The 16,428-nt window shown below is 58.2% G+C and carries 19 protein-coding genes; 5 read left to right on the forward strand and 14 right to left on the reverse strand.

Translation table 11 applies throughout. The features are described 5' to 3' along the window. Positions 1-83 precede the first annotated feature (83 nt). The gene (locus FBY04_RS12110) at positions 84-1,103 is read right to left on the reverse strand and encodes an ABC transporter substrate-binding protein (RefSeq protein WP_084323110.1); all 1,020 of its coding nucleotides are present in this window, start codon (positions 1,101-1,103) and stop codon (positions 84-86) included. Between the two features lie 535 nt (positions 1,104-1,638). Between FBY04_RS12110 and FBY04_RS12115 the strand changes: the two genes are divergently transcribed. Then, on the forward strand, positions 1,639-2,229 hold the full coding sequence (locus FBY04_RS12115) for a helix-turn-helix domain-containing protein (RefSeq protein ID WP_371850941.1): 591 nt from the start codon (positions 1,639-1,641) through the stop codon (positions 2,227-2,229). 178 nt (positions 2,230-2,407) lie between these two features. Here FBY04_RS12115 and FBY04_RS12120 read toward each other — a convergent pair whose 3' ends face one another. The 5 genes from FBY04_RS12120 to FBY04_RS12140 all read right to left on the reverse strand — a co-directional run bounded on the left by FBY04_RS12120 (position 2,408) and on the right by FBY04_RS12140 (position 7,984). After that, complete coding sequence (locus FBY04_RS12120; protein WP_178118277.1) at positions 2,408-2,908, reverse strand: hypothetical protein; 501 nt, start codon at positions 2,906-2,908, stop codon at positions 2,408-2,410. Between the two features lie 492 nt (positions 2,909-3,400). Beyond that, positions 3,401-4,747, reverse strand: a complete 1,347-nt coding sequence (locus FBY04_RS12125) for a glutamine synthetase family protein (RefSeq protein WP_145315343.1) — start codon at positions 4,745-4,747, stop codon at positions 3,401-3,403. Positions 4,748-4,770: 23 nt separating this feature from the next. Further along, complete coding sequence (locus FBY04_RS12130; RefSeq protein ID WP_084323106.1) at positions 4,771-5,325, reverse strand: helix-turn-helix domain-containing protein; 555 nt, start codon at positions 5,323-5,325, stop codon at positions 4,771-4,773. Positions 5,326-5,351: 26 nt separating this feature from the next. Beyond that, positions 5,352-6,641: an FAD-binding oxidoreductase gene (locus FBY04_RS12135; RefSeq protein WP_145315345.1), complete on the reverse strand. Its 1,290-nt coding sequence runs from the start codon at positions 6,639-6,641 to the stop codon at positions 5,352-5,354. Between the two features lie 140 nt (positions 6,642-6,781). Beyond that, positions 6,782-7,984 carry an NAD(P)/FAD-dependent oxidoreductase gene (locus FBY04_RS12140; RefSeq protein ID WP_084323104.1) on the reverse strand — a complete coding sequence of 401 codons (1,203 nt, stop codon included), beginning with the start codon at positions 7,982-7,984 and terminating at the stop codon, positions 6,782-6,784. A 267-nt stretch (positions 7,985-8,251) separates the two neighbouring features. On the opposite strand from FBY04_RS12140, the gene FBY04_RS12145 reads away from it, so the two are divergent. Then, positions 8,252-8,815: an Rrf2 family transcriptional regulator gene (locus tag FBY04_RS12145; protein WP_145315346.1), complete on the forward strand. Its 564-nt coding sequence runs from the start codon at positions 8,252-8,254 to the stop codon at positions 8,813-8,815. 3 nt (positions 8,816-8,818) lie between these two features. On the opposite strand, the gene FBY04_RS12150 is transcribed toward FBY04_RS12145, so the two are convergent. Continuing rightward, positions 8,819-9,154 (reverse strand): hypothetical protein, encoded by a 336-nt coding sequence (locus tag FBY04_RS12150; protein ID WP_145315348.1) that lies wholly within the window; start codon positions 9,152-9,154, stop codon positions 8,819-8,821. 55 nt (positions 9,155-9,209) lie between these two features. After that, positions 9,210-9,419, reverse strand: coding sequence for a hypothetical protein (locus FBY04_RS12155; protein ID WP_084323101.1), 210 nt, complete (start codon positions 9,417-9,419; stop codon positions 9,210-9,212). A 171-nt stretch (positions 9,420-9,590) separates the two neighbouring features. Between FBY04_RS12155 and FBY04_RS12160 the strand changes: the two genes are divergently transcribed. Together FBY04_RS12160 and osmE are read left to right on the forward strand one after the other, a co-directional pair. Continuing rightward, positions 9,591-9,830 (forward strand): hypothetical protein, encoded by a 240-nt coding sequence (locus FBY04_RS12160; protein WP_084323100.1) that lies wholly within the window; start codon positions 9,591-9,593, stop codon positions 9,828-9,830. Between the two features lie 13 nt (positions 9,831-9,843). Further along, the gene (gene osmE / locus FBY04_RS12165) at positions 9,844-10,206 is read left to right on the forward strand and encodes an osmotically-inducible lipoprotein OsmE (RefSeq protein ID WP_145315350.1); all 363 of its coding nucleotides are present in this window, start codon (positions 9,844-9,846) and stop codon (positions 10,204-10,206) included. 271 nt (positions 10,207-10,477) lie between these two features. On the opposite strand, the gene FBY04_RS12170 is transcribed toward osmE, so the two are convergent. Continuing rightward, on the reverse strand, positions 10,478-10,681 hold the full coding sequence (locus FBY04_RS12170) for a DUF2188 domain-containing protein (protein WP_084323098.1): 204 nt from the start codon (positions 10,679-10,681) through the stop codon (positions 10,478-10,480). 219 nt (positions 10,682-10,900) lie between these two features. Between FBY04_RS12170 and FBY04_RS12175 the strand changes: the two genes are divergently transcribed. Further along, a complete protein-coding gene (locus FBY04_RS12175) occupies positions 10,901-11,263 on the forward strand; it encodes an NUDIX hydrolase (RefSeq protein ID WP_084323097.1) in 363 nt (120 codons plus the stop codon). Between the two features lie 13 nt (positions 11,264-11,276). On the opposite strand, the gene FBY04_RS12180 is transcribed toward FBY04_RS12175, so the two are convergent. The 5 genes from FBY04_RS12180 to FBY04_RS12200 all read right to left on the reverse strand — a co-directional run bounded on the left by FBY04_RS12180 (position 11,277) and on the right by FBY04_RS12200 (position 16,336). Next, positions 11,277-12,050, reverse strand: coding sequence for a 1,6-dihydroxycyclohexa-2,4-diene-1-carboxylate dehydrogenase (locus FBY04_RS12180; protein ID WP_145315352.1), 774 nt, complete (start codon positions 12,048-12,050; stop codon positions 11,277-11,279). Between the two features lie 175 nt (positions 12,051-12,225). Beyond that, positions 12,226-13,239, reverse strand: a complete 1,014-nt coding sequence (gene benC, locus FBY04_RS12185) for a benzoate 1,2-dioxygenase electron transfer component BenC (protein ID WP_084323095.1) — start codon at positions 13,237-13,239, stop codon at positions 12,226-12,228. A 10-nt stretch (positions 13,240-13,249) separates the two neighbouring features. After that, on the reverse strand, positions 13,250-13,738 hold the full coding sequence (gene benB, locus FBY04_RS12190) for a benzoate 1,2-dioxygenase small subunit (protein WP_017339347.1): 489 nt from the start codon (positions 13,736-13,738) through the stop codon (positions 13,250-13,252). Beyond that, positions 13,735-15,099: a benzoate 1,2-dioxygenase large subunit gene (benA, locus tag FBY04_RS12195; RefSeq protein WP_145315353.1), complete on the reverse strand. Its 1,365-nt coding sequence runs from the start codon at positions 15,097-15,099 to the stop codon at positions 13,735-13,737. Before benA ends, benB begins: the two co-directional genes overlap by 4 nt. Positions 15,100-15,376: 277 nt before the next feature. After that, on the reverse strand, positions 15,377-16,336 hold the full coding sequence (locus FBY04_RS12200; RefSeq protein WP_084323092.1) for an AraC family transcriptional regulator: 960 nt from the start codon (positions 16,334-16,336) through the stop codon (positions 15,377-15,379). Positions 16,337-16,428: the final 92 nt, after the last annotated feature.

A 16,428-nucleotide genomic window follows, 5' to 3' on the forward strand; every position in this document is an offset into this window, starting at 1 on the left:
CGGCGGCGTTCCGACGATGGTGTGTCAGCCCCCCGATGTGACTGATACACCATCAAGAGCAAGCTCGCTCCTACAGGGGTTACTCAGCTACCCGCACCACCGTGCGCTTCTTCGAAGAAGTAGTCCTTCCAGGTGGCCGCCTTGTTTTTCAGTACCCCCAGTTCCTGCAGTTTTTCGGCGTAGACCGCCGTGCGCTGCGGCACCACCGTGAAGTTGATTTCGGGGTCGTTGACGATTTGCTCAACCAGCGGCAGGGACAATTTCGATTGCTCGACGCGGATGTAGGTCTGGGCGGCTGCAGACTTGTCGGCCTTGATGATTTTTTCGGCTTCGGCGAGGGCGTCGTAAAACGCCTTGTAGGTCTTCGGGTTTTCGTCGTGGAATTTTTCCGTGGTGTACAGCACGTTGAATGTCGCCTGGCCACCCAACACGTCATAGGAACTCAGCACCTTGTGCACATTGGGATTCTGCAGTTCCTGGTACTGGAAAGGCGGGCTGGAAAAGTGCGAGTTGATTTCAGAACCACCGGCAATCAGCGCGGCCGTCGCATCCGGGTGGGCCAGGCTGATCGAGATGTCGTCGAATTTCTTGTAGTGCTCGTTGCCAAACTGCCTGGCCGTTTCGATCTGCAAGGTGCGCGACTGGAATCCTACCCCGGCCGCCGGCACGGCAATGCGATCCTTCTCGGTGAAATCCTTCAGGCTCTTCACGTTCGGATTGTTGGTCAGCAGGTAGTTGGGCATCGAACCCAGCGAGGCGATGGCCTTGACGTTCTGCTTGCCCTTGGTTCGATCCCAGATAGTCAGCATCGGCGGCACGCCTGCCGAGACCACATCCAGCGCGCCGGCCAACAGCGCTTCATTCATCGCAGTGGCGCCGGAGATGCTGTTCCAGTCGACCTTGATGTCCAGGCCCTGTTCTTTGCCGTGTTTCTCGATGAGTTGCTGGTCGCGAACCACATCCAGAATCAGGTAACCGATACCGAATTGCTGGGCAATGCTGATCTTGCCTTCAGCCTGCGCACCGGGACTGAGTAACGCACTGACGGCTGCTACCGAGGCTGCCAATAAGGTCAACGCTGAACGCTTGTGGGGAATCGCCATGAAGATCTCGCTGTGAGTGAGCCTTACGCAAAAAAAAGCGCGACACCCATGTGCAGCGCTCCGCTGAGTGTTAAAGCTAAACGATCTTAAAAATTACATATAAATATCTTTTTAGAATTAGCTTAAACCTTTGCGTCGCTTCTGCTTTTCTCTGATCCCTGCACGGGCAGCCGAATCCACTCGCCTGTCGCCATGCTTTTTGACGAAGAAATCAAAATAACCAAAATGCATTAATAAATACAAAATCAGTATTTATCGTTATAAAAATATCCACGTAGTCTCAAGCCATCCCGTCATTCATCACGACAGTGAAGTGCCCTATGAATCCGACTGCCAACGTTATCGATTTCGTCAGCCACCACAAACGCAAACAGGCTCAGCAACGGGCCCGGGCCATGTGGGAGATGTACGCTCGGAACGCCGGTTTACAGGCCTTTCACTGGGTGCAGCCTGCTGATTCCACAGGAACCCGTCAGGCGTGAACAGCCGTGAACCCTCGCGCTTTCTGGCGAGCGCCGACGACCCCGTGCTGGACCTGAATGCTCTGGAGTCGCTGGAGGAGGATCCGATCTGCGAGCGGGTCGCGCAAAACCTTCAGCGTTTGCGGGGCAAGCGTCATCTGTCCCTCGACGCCCTGGCGCGGCAATGCGGTGTGAGTCGGGCGATGCTGGCGCAGATCGAGTCCGGGCGCAGCGTGCCGTCGATCAAAGTGCTGTGCAAAATTGCCAAAGGATTGAAGGTGTCGGTGGCCGCGTTTCTGGAACATCGGGCGTTCGAAGGTGTGGCGGTGTTGTCGGCGAGCCAGAGCAAACGCCTGGTCAGTGCCAGCGGTGCTTTCGTCAGCCGGGCGCTGTTTCCATTTGACGTGGCGCGCCAATCGGAGTTTTACGAACTGCGCTTGAGTCCGTTGGGTGAGGACGTATCCGAGGGTCACGGTCCTGGTGTGCAGGAGAATCTGGTGGTGTCACAGGGCGTGCTGGAAATCAGCGTCAACGATGAGCGTTACCTGCTTTCAACGGGCGATTCGATTCTGTTTTACGCCGACCAGCCCCACCGCTATCGCAACCCGGCGGACAGTGAAGCAGTGGCGTATCTGGTGGTGACTTACCCGGAGCGCCTGGACTGAACGACAACCTGATGAGGGAGCGGGCTTGCTCGCGAAGGCGCGTGTCAGCCAACATCAATGCTGAATGTAAAACCGTATTCGCGAGCAAGTCCGCCCCCACATTTTGATCTGCGTTTAAGCCGATAAAAAAGCCCCCGAGGCCAAATGACCGCGGGGGCTTTTTTTGCGCTGTCAGAAATCAGCAGGTGCAGCACATCAACGGCATGCCGTTGCAGCTCATCATCATCGGCATGCTGCAATCGTTCATCATTTTCATCATCAGGGCGCAGCAGTTTTTCATCATGTCCACGTTCATGCCGGCCATCGGCATGATTTTGCACATCATGCAGTCGGCCATCATGGTGCATTCCATCACGCACTTCATCGACGGCATCGGCATGCCCATCATCGGCATTGGCATCATCATGTTCATCATCGGCATGGCCATGGCTGCCTGGGACATGCACATCATGCTCATGTTGCCGCAATGCATCATCATCGGCATGCCGCAGTTCATCATCATCTGCATCATTTCAGCGCTGTTCTTGAACATGGCCATGTCCATGCCGGCGGCGGGCATCATCTTGCACATCATGCCGTCGTCCATCATTTCGCAGGTCATGGTCGCCATCATCATCGGCATGCCCATCATTGGCATGTTGGCGTTCATCGGCATTTGCATCTGCATGGCGTTCATCATGGCGTTGCTCCCTGAAGGATTGAATAGTTGGACGAAGCTGATGGCGCCGATTCTAAGGATTGGGTCAGGGGCGACAAGATGACCATCGAACAGCGGAATCTGATGCTGGAGCCGCTTTAGCGAGGTGGACAGAGCGTGCTTTTCTGCTGTGACGACTGTCTGGATTTGATTGCAGACATAACGAAAACCACAACGCCGTTTTCGCCGTGATGGATATGCAGAGAGGATCTATTTAAATAACCGAAAGAAATAATCGTTCTAACTGACTTAGCGATTTTTCAATCCCAGCTTATTTCAGGCAAAAAAAATCCCGGGCAGCTGATGGACGCCCGGGATTTAAAAATGCATAAACCGTGGTGGTGAACGCGGGGCGGATATTACGGAATATTTCACCGTGTAACAAGATATTTTGACTCACCATCCGGTTACTAAACTTTCTAAGCCCTTAAATATCCACACTTTTTTTATGGTCGAGTGACGATATGCGGTCAACTACAAGTACCAGCGATATTCACGGGCATTGATGTCCTGCAGAAATGCCAGATGATCCTGACGCTTGTTTTCGCAATATACATTCACGAACTCTGCACCCAATCCCTCGCGCAATTGCGCATGGTTTTGCATTGAACGCACAGCCTCCAACATCTCCAGCGGGAAATCGATTCCACTGCCACGATCTTCGTTGAGCGGTGCGATCGGCTCACGACCGGCCTCCAGCCCTTGTTCCAACCCCACCAGAATCGCCGCCAGCACCAAGTAAGGGTTGGCGTCGGCGCCAGCGAGACGATGTTCGATCCGCAGGTTTTTCGCGTCCGACTCCGGTACCCGCAAGCACGCGTCGCGATCTTCGAAACCCCAACTGGCGCGTGTCGCGACATTCACGGTGCCACTCAAGCGACGCATTGCGTTGTGGTTCGGCGCAAAGATCGGCATGCAATGCGGCAACAGTTCCAGGCAACCGGCCACCGCATGGCGCAGCGGTCGTTGCCCGTTGGCCGCCAGCAGGTTGTTGCCCGCCTCGTCATACAGACTGACATGCACATGCATGCCGCTGCCGGGGTGTTGCAAGTAAGGTTTGGCCATGAAACTGGCGCGGTAGTTGTGCTTCATGGCAACGCCGCGGGTGCTGCGGCAAAACAGGGCAGCCCAGTCGGCGGCACGCAGCCCGTCATCGAGGTGGCCGAAGTTGATCTCGAACTGGCCCGGGCCCAATTCGGCGGTGATTACCGTGGTGTCGATGCCTTGCGCCCGCGCGGTCTCGACCATTTCATCGAGCACCGGCGCAAACCGCGACAGTCGTTCGATGTGCATGTTCGGCTGATCATCGGCATCCTCAGTCAGCGGATCCCGCGCGAATTGCGGCAAGCCGTCGCGCAACTGTCGATCGAACAGATAGAACTCCAGTTCGAAGGCCACCACCGGAAAAATCCCTTTGCGACCCAGGCGCTCCAGCACCTGCGCCAAGACTTCCCGCGGCTCGAAGACGATCGGTTTTTCAGTGCCACTGGAGGTGATCAGCATTTGCCCCAAGGGCTGTTTTTCCCAGTTGACGATTTTCAGCGTGCCCGGCACCAGACGGCGCGGCGCATCCGGGTCGCCGTCGTTGAAACAGTAGTCGCCGATTTTGAACAGTCCACCCTGGGTGCCCAGCAACACGCAATTCTGCGGCAGCTTGAGCGCGCTGCCCGCGGCGACTTTTTCGAGCATCTCGATCGGGTAGCGCTTGCCGTAGAAATGCCCGGGGATGTCCAGGGAAATCAGGTCCACGTAACGCACATCCGGGAAGCGTTGACGAAACCCGCGAACTTCAGCGACCAGATCAGAGCAGACAGCATCCATCATGTGATTCCTTGTTGTTTTTATCAGGTGTAGACCCAGAGCACCCGGGTGAGCTGATCGGAGAGATTGCCGTAGCGGCAATGGGTATGGCTGGCGAGCTGAAAGCTGTCCCCGGCCCCGAGGGTGACCGGTTGATCGTCATCCAGCCAAAGTGTCAGCTGCCCTTCGAGCACGTAACCGCCCTGCTCCGAGCTGTCGCTCATGTGCCGGTCGCCGCTGCTGGCGCCGGGCTCGAGCCGGCTTTCGAGCATCGAGAACGAGGCGCGCATTTTCGGCGAGACCAGGATGTCGGTGATGCCGTCGGCGTAATACAGCGTGCGGCGCTCGTCCGGCCGGGTCACCCACGGCAAGGCCATGGGTTTGGGCAGGCTGTAGAAATAGGTGGTCGGTACGCCGAGGGTTTCGCTGATGGCGGTCAGGTCCGCCACCGTCGGGCGCGACAGTCCACGCTCGACTTGCGAGAGAAAACCGACGGAGCGACCGATTTTGTCCGCCAGTTCCTTGAGCGTGTATTTTTTGTGTTTGCGCAGGTCCTGGATCAGGATCGCCAACGCCGAGATTTCTTCTTGCCTGTCCATCTGAAAGCTTCCAGAAAATGTGCGATTCAAAGGCTGTCGCGTAAGCGATACCAGGCCTTGCCGATGGCTTCCAGCGGGGCTGCCATGTACTTGCCGCCGGGGAAACTGCCATTGACCAGGCCTTGATACAAGGCAAGCTCATCCGGCCGGCCCAGTATCGCATCGGACACGGCGCGGGCCCCGGCCAGGGTAGGCAGCACGCCGTGCCCGGAGTAACCCTGAAGCCAGTAGAGATCGCCGCGGCGACCGATATCCGGCGTGCGCTTGAGGGTGAGATCGATGTGCCCGCCCCAGGCGAATTCCAGCTCTACATCCTTGAGCTGCGGAAATACCCGTTGCAGAAAGGGTCGGGTCGCCGCGGCGATGTCCTTCGGCATGCCACCCAGATAGGTGCAACCACCGCCAAACAGCAACCGGTTGTCCGGCGTACGACGGAAATAATCGAGTACGAATTGATTGTCGGTGACGCAGGCATTGCTCGGCAGCAGCGCAGTGGCCAACGCTGGTGGAAGTGGCGTGGTGGCGACCTGATAGGTCCCGACCGGCAACACACAACTCGACAGCTGCGGATCAAGCCGATCCAGATACGCGTTGCACGCCAGCACCAGCACATCGGCCCGAATACGACCGCGCTCAGTGGTGACCACGTACCGGCCACCCTCTTCGCGATAGTTCAGGGCCTTGCTTTGCTCATGAATTTTGCCGCCGGCGCGCTCGATGGCGGCGGCCAGGCCGAGCGCCAGTTTCAGCGGATTGAGGTGCGCGCCTTCCGGATCGAACAGCCCGGCCTGATAGCGTTCACTGGCGACCCATTGCGGCAACTGCTCACGCGGGATGAACTGTAAACCGTCGTGGCCCCACTTGTGGCTGGCCTCGTGTTGCCACTCGGTCAGCAGACTCACCCGACGCGGCAACACCGACGTCCAGAGGTGACCGGCCCGGTAGTCACAATCGAAACCGTGGCGTTCGGGCAATGCCCGCAGTTCCTGCGCGGCCCAGCGCATGCCGTCCCACAACTGCCGCGCACGTTCGTAACCCAGCGCAGCCTCCAGCGGCGGCATGTCGCACGACCAACCGAGAATGGCCTGACCGCCATTGCGCCCCGACGCCGCCCACGCTACCCGACTGGCTTCCAGCAAGGTCACGCGCTTGCCGGCCAAGACCAGTCGCAACGCTGCGTGCAAGCCACTGAAGCCGGCGCCGACGATCAACACGTCGGTGTCCTGCTCGCCCTCCACAGCGGCACGCTCCACCAGAAGATCTGCGCAAGTGTGGGCGTAGTAACTGGCGACGTGCCGGGTGGATTGCTGGAACATGCGGGCCTCATGAAATTTTCTATTTATAATTTCATGAAAAAAATACACATGTTATTTCACAGAAGCAAGAACCCTGTAGGCGCGAGCAAGCTCGCTCCTACAGAGGATTCAGGTGGTTTTTTAAGGGAAGGCTCGGCGACTCAGGCGACAGGAATCATCGGATCAGCAGCAGCCAACGCGGCGGCGCGATCAGCGGCTGGCGGGTAGATCCACACCGTGTTGATCTGCGTCTTCAGGTTCTTGCCTTCCTGTTTGACCAGTTTCACCTGGCGGTCCCAACCCTCGGTGTACACCGCGCCCCAGCTGCCCAGATCCAGGCAGGTGACATATTTAGGCTGGCTGTACGGTGTCGGATCAACGCCGAGAATGTGCGCGGCAACGTTATTGCCGGCGTGACGCCCCAGGGAAATGGCGTGCTGGCAGGTCATCAATGCGTAATTGCCGATGTCGTCGGAAGCGGCGTAAGCAACGTCGCCGGTGGCGTAGATATCCTCCTGACCGATGACCTTCAGGTGGCTGTCCACGTGCAGCCGGCCAAGGTGATCGCGCTCCGCCGGGATCTGCTCGGTCAGCGAGCTGGCCCGCACACCGGTGGTCCAGACCACGGTTTTCGCATCGATACGCTGACCGTCGCTCAAGGTGACGCCATTGGCATCGACGGACAGTACCGACGCCTTCAAGTGCCATGTCACGCCGGTTTCAACGCTGGCCTCTTCGATCGACCTGGCGATTTCGGCACCCATCGAGCCGCCAATTTTCTCGCCGCGATCGACGATGATCACCTCGACGTCAGCCTGATCACCCAGGATGGCATGCAGGCGCGCGGTCATCTCGGTCGCCGTTTCAATCCCGGTGAAGCCACCACCCGCCACGACGACGGTATTGCGGGCCTTGCTTTCCGGCAGGCTGGCCAGGGATTTCAGATGGTTTTCCAGGCGCACGGCCTGTTCAATCTGGTCAACGTCGAACGCATGTTCAGCCACGCCTGCGGTGGCCGGAATGGCGAGACGGCTGCCGGTGGCCAGAACGAGTTTGTCGTAGCTGCACACTTGTTTGGCACCCGACGCATCGATGTAGCCAACGCGTTTTTGCACAACGTCGATGGTTTCTGCAGCGCCCTTGATGAACTTCACGCCGACCGCATCAAACAGCTCACCGATCGGCGCAGCCAGCTGGTGCGCATTCGGTTCATAGAAACGCGGACGCACGCGCAGCTCGGCCTGTGGAGCCAAAACAGTCACTTCAACGTCGTTGTGACCATGAATGTCGAACAGACGCGTAGCGCTCAAAGCTGTCCACATGCCACCGAAACCTGCGCCGATTACCAGGATGTTCTGTTTCATTTTTAACTCCGAGAGAAGGCCGATCAATGAATTCATCAAAGGTCATGCGCTTGCCAGTGCCGACCGAACAACTACGACTATATTGATCCTAGTTTTAGAGCGCAATCGGTTTTTTCTGATGCCTGCTATCGAAAACTTTGATCCATTGCGGGGCGCGCCCCAATCATTGCGGCAAGGCGGTGATAGAAGAGATGGGTGGCTGCAGGGTTCGTTGCCTGGCTAATGTTCAGCTGATAACATTTACGACAACATTAGTCGGAGATAAAAATGTCTCTTTATAGCGCGGGCGTTGAGTACGGCATTCACTGCCTGCTTTTTCTGGTAGGCAATTGCGGCGATACCCGTGAGGCGAGCGTGCGCGAACTGGCGGAGCTGCAAGGCGTGCCGCAGGACTATCTGGCGAAAATCTTCACCAAACTGGCCAAGGCAAAACTGGTGGTGGCCACTGAAGGCGTGCGTGGCGGTTTCAAACTGGCGCGGCCCTCCGACGAAATCAGCGTGCTCGATATCGTCAATGCCATCGATGGGCAGAAGCTGATTTTCGATTGTCGCGAAATTCGCGGGCGTTGCGCCCTGTTCGAAGGTGGAGCACCTGCTTGGGCGATATCAGGTCCCTGCTCGGTGCATGCCGTCATGATGACTGCGCAAAAACGCATGGAGGACGCCCTCGCCCAACAGACCATTCTTGATCTCGCCAGGAGAGTGGGACGAAAGGCGCCGGCTGAATTCGGTGCGCAGGTAGACAACTGGATCAATGATCGCCGGGAAAAGAAAAGCAGTGCCCAGACATCTGACGACCAGACTATCCCGGTCACCGAGATTTCCGGCTAAGCCTCAAAGACAGTCGCGAACAGCCTCGCGCAACGCGCCGGACTTGGCCCAGGGCGGCCCCTGATAAAGCGATACGCGGCTGCCATCCCTGGATTTCACGATATCGACAATTTCGTCAGCCGTGATGATGCTGGGCGCCGTGATCCGGTAGCCATTGGAGATCCCCGTTTGAGCTGACGCGGGAATTTCCTTCTGCCACGCCGGCAGCACGCAGGCGGCATACTCCTTCGGTGTTTTTTCGCTGTATTTGCTGACATTCGGCTCACCCGGCACCACAGAAGCCGGCAATGAGCAACCCGCCAGTAATGCCACCACCACTCCTGCCATCAACGTCCGCATGACGCTTCCTTTTTCCGAAAAAAGGCAATGTAGCGCGCCGTTCAGTAAACAGCACTCACTGTGGGGCGTTTTCATCCTTGGGGGACCTGGTGTTCAAATAGGTCATCCACCGTTCGTACGCCTCGTGCTGCCACTGGTTCACCCGCTCCCATTCCGGGCCGCTCAGTTGATGCGCTGAAATCAGATTCATCATTTCCGTGGTCGCCGCGTCCAGATCGACAATCAGTTCATGCGCGTGAAATCTAAAATCATCAGTTGCCGTCATTTCGAAGTTGCCTCGCCCTAGCAAAAGTTGACCACTTGAGTACGACACCAGATCTGTCCATTCCCGTTCAACTTCCCGACCAAAGGCTGTATGGACTGTTCAGACGAACAAAACGCCCTGATCCACGAATCGGGACTAAAATTTCGTAGCAGAGATGTTCAGGAGGTCGCCATGTGGCTTAACGAATCTGAAAACGAACTTCGGCGCGACTTGCAAAGCGTAGCGTCGGATTTGAGGTGGTCGGCGGTAGAGCTGTTGCGTATCGCGGAGCAACTGCGCCTGGCCGGAAATGATGTGGACGCACAAGCGACCCTGAAGCTGTGCGAGTTGTTTCAGGGCGATGAAGATCGACTGAAGGGTTATGCCGAGGAAGTGAAAGCCAAGGCCATCACACGAAACAAGACGCACTGACCGGAGCGCTTCCATGAACAAGCCTCTATGCGTGCTGGTTGTCGTACTGGCAGCGCTGGGTGGCTGCAGCACCGAATCACGCGTCTACCGTGACCAGCCGCTGGTCGCCAAGGTCGAAACCGGCATGAGCAAGGAGCAGGTCCAGCAGATTGGCGGGCAGCCTCAATCGATCAGCGATCGCACGGTCGTGCCCGGCACCTGCTTTGACTACAAATTGGTGAAAGCCGGCCAGCAGCAGTCGTATAACGTGAGTTTCGATGGCAAGGGCAAGGTCGATCACAAAAGCTTCATGACCTGCGCGGAATGGAGCCATGCACAGCAAAAAGCCAGGGAGCCTTCCCATACGGGCGGGACGGGTGGCGGCGGCGGTTATTAGTCCGGCGGCAAGGTATGAAAAGCCCCGGCAAACCGGTCATGCTGTTCATTTAAATGCAGGCACCCATTTGTGGCGAGGGGATTCAGCAAAACGTCGCACCGCCCCGTTGAGTCGCGAAGCGGCCCCTGCGTCTGACCAAACAGACTGAATTGTCTGGATTTGCGACTGCTTCGCAGCCGAACGGGATAAGTCCCCTCGCCACGGGTTTCTCTGATTCAAGACTCTCTTGAGTGAACAGCATTACGGCAAACCGGGGCAGGAAGCCGACAATTTATTTGTCGGCTTTGCGGCTATCGACCGGTTTTTTCGCCCGCGCCTTGTAACCGGGAAGAGACGCCGCAAAGGCCAGTGCCTCTTCCCTGCTGGCAAAGGCTGCCAACCGGTCGCCTTGTGTGCATACCCGCCAGGGGCCGTTGTTTACGCTGAGTACGTCATAACCGTTCATGTGCATCTTATTCAGCATCGGAACGCTCATAAGTTACCTCCATCTCGGTACTGATTTCAGAACTGACTTGCCTACCTTACACCCACCCCTCGCGGAGATGCCGACCAGACGTCGCGACAGGATTCCGACATTCGGTTGCACTTTCAGCCCCCGAGACGCCTCCAACCTGCCAGAGGCCGTCTAAACCGGGGGCGGCCCGAATATTGCATTTTTATTACCAAAATATGACAGCAGGCAGTCAGGTAACACATGAAAGTACGTGCAACCGTCATTTGTGAGCAGGACCGGCACATTCTCCTGGTGCGCAAGCCAAGGGGCCGCTGGACACTGCCCGGCGGAAAAGTCGAGCGCGGAGAAACCGTCGCCGCCGCGGCCATGCGCGAACTGTGGGAAGAGACCGGGCTGGGAGCCGACGACTTGCTCTACTTGATGGAGTTGGACTCGGGCGACATCCGGCACCAGGTTTACGAGGCATCGGTGCTGAACTCGAATGAGGCACGCCCGCAAAATGAAATCTTCGATTGCATGTGGTTTCCAATGGACGCGGTACACAACCTGAACACAAGCGACGCCACGCTGAGAATCGTCAGGGCGTTTCAGCGTCGCCTGTAGTTCTCTGTATTTTTCAGCCCTGGTCACCACCGCCCACCGGCATGATCATGCCCGTGATGTAGGACGCTTCGTCGCTGGCCAGAAACAGAATAGCGCCGGCCTGTTCATCCAGCGTGCCGTAGCGTTTCATCAGACTGCTGTCGAGCGTCTGGTCAACGATTTGCTGATACCACACCTTTTCCTCAGCGCTTTGTTCGGCGCTGTTGCGCGGAATCACCCGTGGCGGCGCTTCGGTGCCACCGGGTGCCGTTGCATTGACCCGAACCCCACGACCGGCAGTTTCGAACGCCAGGCAAGCGGTCAGCGCATTTACCCCGCCCTTCGCCGCACCGTACGGCACGCGGTTGATGCTGCGGGTGGCGATGGACGACACGTTGACGATGGCGCCACTGCCCTGTTCCAGCATGTATGGCAATGCGGCGTGGCAGCACCAAAGTGTCGGAAACAGCGAACGACGAACCTCGGCCTCTATCTGCTGTGCTTCGTAATGCTCGAAAGGCTTGGCCCAGATCGTCCCGCCGACATTATTGATGAGGATGTCGAGCCGCCCGAAACGCTCGACGGCGGTTTGCATCACGCGGCTGCATTCGGCGTACTGCTCGAGATCGGCGGTCAGTGCGAGCACCTGGCTGTGCAGACCCAATTGTTGTTGCACTTCGAACACCAACTCGGAGCGATCGACCAGAATCAACCGCGCGCCCTCCGCCGCCATGCGTTCAGCGACGCGCCGGCCGATACCTTGGGCAGCGCCGGTGATCAGCGCGACTTTTTCGTGAAATCTGTTCATGTGTACCTCGTGACGACGGATGCCGGTCAACTGCAGGAGCGGGCTTGCTCGCGAAGGCGTCGAGTCAGGCGACAGGGATGTTGACTGACACGACGCCTTCGCGAGCAAGCCCGCTCCCACATTGGATCTGTGTCGAGAGCGGTGTTTGTGTACATCCCCACTCCCGGTGCGCGACTCATGCCGCGCTGGCGGCAAACTTCTCGTAGTAGAAATTCACTGGCGCGATGCCTTGTTCGCGAATGTATTGGCTGACCGCCTCGACCATCGGCGGCGGGCCGCACAGGTAGACATCGACATCGCCATCGTTCAAATGCTTCGGCTCGATGTGCTGGGTCACGTAGCCCTTGAGCGGGTGCTGGCTGTCAGGGCTGGCGACGCAAGCGCTGAAGCTGAAATTCGGGATGCGTGCGGCGAAGGCTTCGAGTCGATCCATTTCCACCAGATCAAAATCGTTGGTCACGCCGTAGATCAGATGCAGCGGGTGCTCACTGCCCTGCTCGGCGATTTTTTCCAGCATCGCGGTGAACGGCGCCAGGCCTGTACCGCCGGCCAGCAGCAACAACGGGCGACGGATGTCGCGCAGATAGAAACTGCCTAACGGCCCGGCCAGGCTCATGCTGTCGCCGGCCTTGGCCATGCCGGTGAGGAAACTGCTCATCAGGCCGCCAGGCACGTTACGAATCAGGAAACTGACTTCGCCGTCACGTTGCAACGAGCTGAACGAATAGGCGCGAGTCTGCTCGCTGCCGGGAATCCCGAGGTTCACGTATTGCCCTGGCAGGAACGCCAGTTTGCTCAGCGCCTCACCTTTGATCGACAACGCGATGGTGCTGTCGGACAACTGGCGCACGGCGCTGATGGTCGCCTCAAAACTGGCCTGTTGCGTGCGGCAGACGTCCGAGGAAACCGGTACCCGCACCACGCAATCGCTCTGGGCGCGCATCTGGCAGGTCAGGACAAAACCTTGCTCGGCTTCGTCCGCCGTGAGGGCGTCTTCGATGTATTCCTCGCCCAGGTCGTAGCGACCGGCCTCGGCGAAACACTTGCACGTGCCGCAGGCGCCGTCGCGGCAATCCAGCGGAATGTTGATGCCCTGGCGGTACGCGGCATCGGCCACGGTTTCGCCTACGTTGGCGTCGATGAACCGGGTGACGCCGTCTTCGAAATTGAATGCGATGGAATGAGTCATGACGGCCGCCTCACAGGTGGTAAACATCGATGACCTGGCGAACGTAGTCGTTCTTCAGGATCACTTTCTTGGCCTTGATCAGCGGGTTTTCACCGCGCACATCCAGGGTGTAGAAACTGCTGCCGAAATAACTGTCGACGGTCTTGTAGCGAAAACTCAGGGTGTGCCAGTTGAAGCGCACCTTGCAGAGGCCGTCGGCCTGTTCCAGCAGCTCGATGTTGCTGATGTTGTGCGAGGTGCGGGTGTCCGGCACGGTGGCGCTGGAACGCTCGGTCTTGATACGGAAGATGCGGTCTTCCAGACCGGTGCGGTTGCCGTACCAGATCAGCGAGATTTCCCGCTGCGGGTCTTCGGTCAATTCGTCGTTGTCGTCCCAGGACGGCATCCAGAACGTCGCGTCCGGAGCGTACAACTCCAGCCATTCGTCCCATTGCCGTTCATCCAGGTAACGGGCTTCGCGGTAGAGGAAGTCGCGAACGCTGTCGTAGGTAATAGTCATTGCGCGGCCTCCACAGCAATCAACCGGGATTCTTCGGCAGCCAGCGCCTTGAGCATCGTTTGCTGCCAATACTTGTGTTGCAGCACGAACAGACCTTCGTCTTCGGTGCGCACGCCGCTGAGCAACGGATGCAGGTCAATTTCTTTCGCCGCATCGTCGGCGCCTTCGATCCAGTGCTCGGCGCCACGGGACATGTCGTTCCACGCGGTCACGCTGCCCTGATAGCTGGTCTGGCACGAGCGGAACTCTTCCAGATCGTCCGGCGTGGCCATGCCGCTGACGTTGAAGAAATCCTCGTACTGACGAATGCGGCTCGAACGGGCGTGGTCGCTTTCGCCTTTGGGGGCGATGCAATAAATGGTGATTTCCGTGCGGTTGACCGAGATCGGCCGGGCGATACGAATCTGTGAGCTGAACTGGTCCATCAGGTACACGTTCGGGTACAGGCACAGGTTGCGCGAGTTCTCGATCATCCAGTCCGCGCGAGCCTTGCCGAAATCCTGGGCCAGTTCATCGCGGCGCTCGTACAGCGGGCGATCTTCCGGGTTGGCCCAGCGGGTCCAGAGCAGCATGTGGCCCTTGTCGAAAGAATAGAAACCACCGCCCTGCTTGGCCCAGCTGCCGGCGCTCATGGTCGGATTACTGTCGCCGGCCTCGCGCTGCTTGCGCTGGTTCTGAGTGGCGGCATAGTTCCAGTGAACCGAGCTGACGTGGTAACCATCGGCACCGTTTTCGGCAGTGAGTTTCCAGTTGCCTTCGTAGATGTAGCTGGAGGAACCGCGCAGCACTTCCAGGCCATCGGCGGACTGGTCGACGATCATGTCGATGATCTTCGCCGACTCGCCCAAGTGCTCGACCAGCGGCACGACATCAGCCTTGAGGCTGCCGAACAGGAAGCCGCGATAGGATTCGAAACGGGCGACTTTGGTCAGGTCGTGGGAGCCTTCGCAGTTGAAGCTCGCCGGGTAGCCGGCCGCTGCCGGGTCTTTGACCTTCAGCAGTTTGCCGGAGTTGTTGAAGGTCCAGCCGTGGAATGGGCAGGTGTACGAACTCTTGTTGCCGGACTTGTGCCGGCAGAGCATCGCGCCACGGTGACTGCAGGCGTTGAGGAAGGCATTGAGCTCACCGTCCTTGTTGCGCGCGATGAAGATCGACTGGCGCCCCATGGTGGTGGTGTAGAAATCGTTTTTGTTGGGAATCTGGCTTTCGTGCGCCAGGTACAGCCAGTTGCCTTCGAAGATGTGTTCCATCTCAAGGTCGAACAGTCGCGGGTCGGTGAACATCTCGCGTTTGCAGCGATAGATGCCCTGTTCTGGATCGTCCTCGAGCAGGGATTGAAGATATTCGGGTCGCAGGGTCATGGCCGCCGCCTCCATTGTTATTGTTCAGGCAAGGCTCATGCTAGGACGGGGCAATGGGAGGGACTATCCGCTGGGTGCAGACCTTTATCCGTTTAGTGCAAGGGGACGAAACTGTGGGCGCCGGCTTGCTGGCGTTCGGCACAACGCGATACGCCAGGCACACCACCCTTGTGTAGGAGCCGGCTTGCTGGCGATTCAGGCAAAGCGGCGGGTCAGATGTACCGCGTCGCCTGAATCGCCAGCAAGCCGGCTCCTACAGTTTGTGGTGTACCGGCAATCATTCGCGGCGCTTGAGGGTGTCGGAGGGCAATTCGCCGAACTGTTTACGGTAATTGTCAGAAAACCTTCCCAAATGCAGAAACCCATAATCCATCGCCACTTCCGTGACGTTGCGCACGTTGCAGGTCGGGTCGATCAGGCAGGCGTTGATGCGTTCGAGGCGTTTCTGCCGGATGTAGTTTTTCGGCGTGGTGCCGGCGTTGCGTTCGAACAGGCCATACAGCGAACGCAGGCTCATCCGTGCCTGGCGCGCCAGTTCCGCGCTGTCGATGTCCTGCTTGAGGTTGCGCGCAATGTAGTCGGCGATCACCTCGAACGTGGCGGTCTGCGAACCGAGGCTGATACGGCTGACATTGGTCTGCATCAGGCTGAGCATCTTGCTGACGATGATCTGCGCGTAATGCTCCTGCACCTTGGGAATCTGTTCGGTGGCCTCGGCTTCCTGGCAAATCATCGCCAGCAGGCCGACAAACCCTTCCAGCTCATTGAGCTGATAACGGTTCTCGAGGAACCGCACGCCCTGCCCCGGATACCGCCAGCGCTGCTCGTCGCAGACTGATTCCAGCAATGACGTCGGGACTTTGAGGATGAATTTTTCGCAATCGTCGGAGTACGTCAGGTCCACCGGATCGTCGGGATTGATCAGCAACAACTCACCGGGCGCGAAGTAATGCTCTTGGCCGTGACCGCGCCACAGGCAATTGCCGCGCAGCAGCACTTGCAGGTGATAGATGGTTTCCAGCGCGCCGGAAGTGACGCGAACGCTGCCGCCGTAGCTGATGCGGCACAGGTCGAGACTGGCGAACTTGCGGTGATTGAGACTGGCCAGCGGGTGCCCGGCCCGGGGCATCAGGATGCAATGATTACCGACATGCTGATTGACGTAGCCCGACACCGCGTACGGGTCGGCGTGGTCAAATACGGAGCTGCGCTGACTCAACAGTTGCGCTTGCATCATCGGGTCACTCTCGTTGTTGTTATAGGGTGCATCGGGTCATTCTAAGGCAGTACTTGCAACGCTGTGTCAGTGGGCTGACATGTGGGCCTTTT

Origin of the sequence: Pseudomonas sp. SJZ080, from assembly GCF_007828295.1 — a bacterium.
Taxonomy (GTDB): domain Bacteria; phylum Pseudomonadota; class Gammaproteobacteria; order Pseudomonadales; family Pseudomonadaceae; genus Aquipseudomonas; species Aquipseudomonas migulae_A.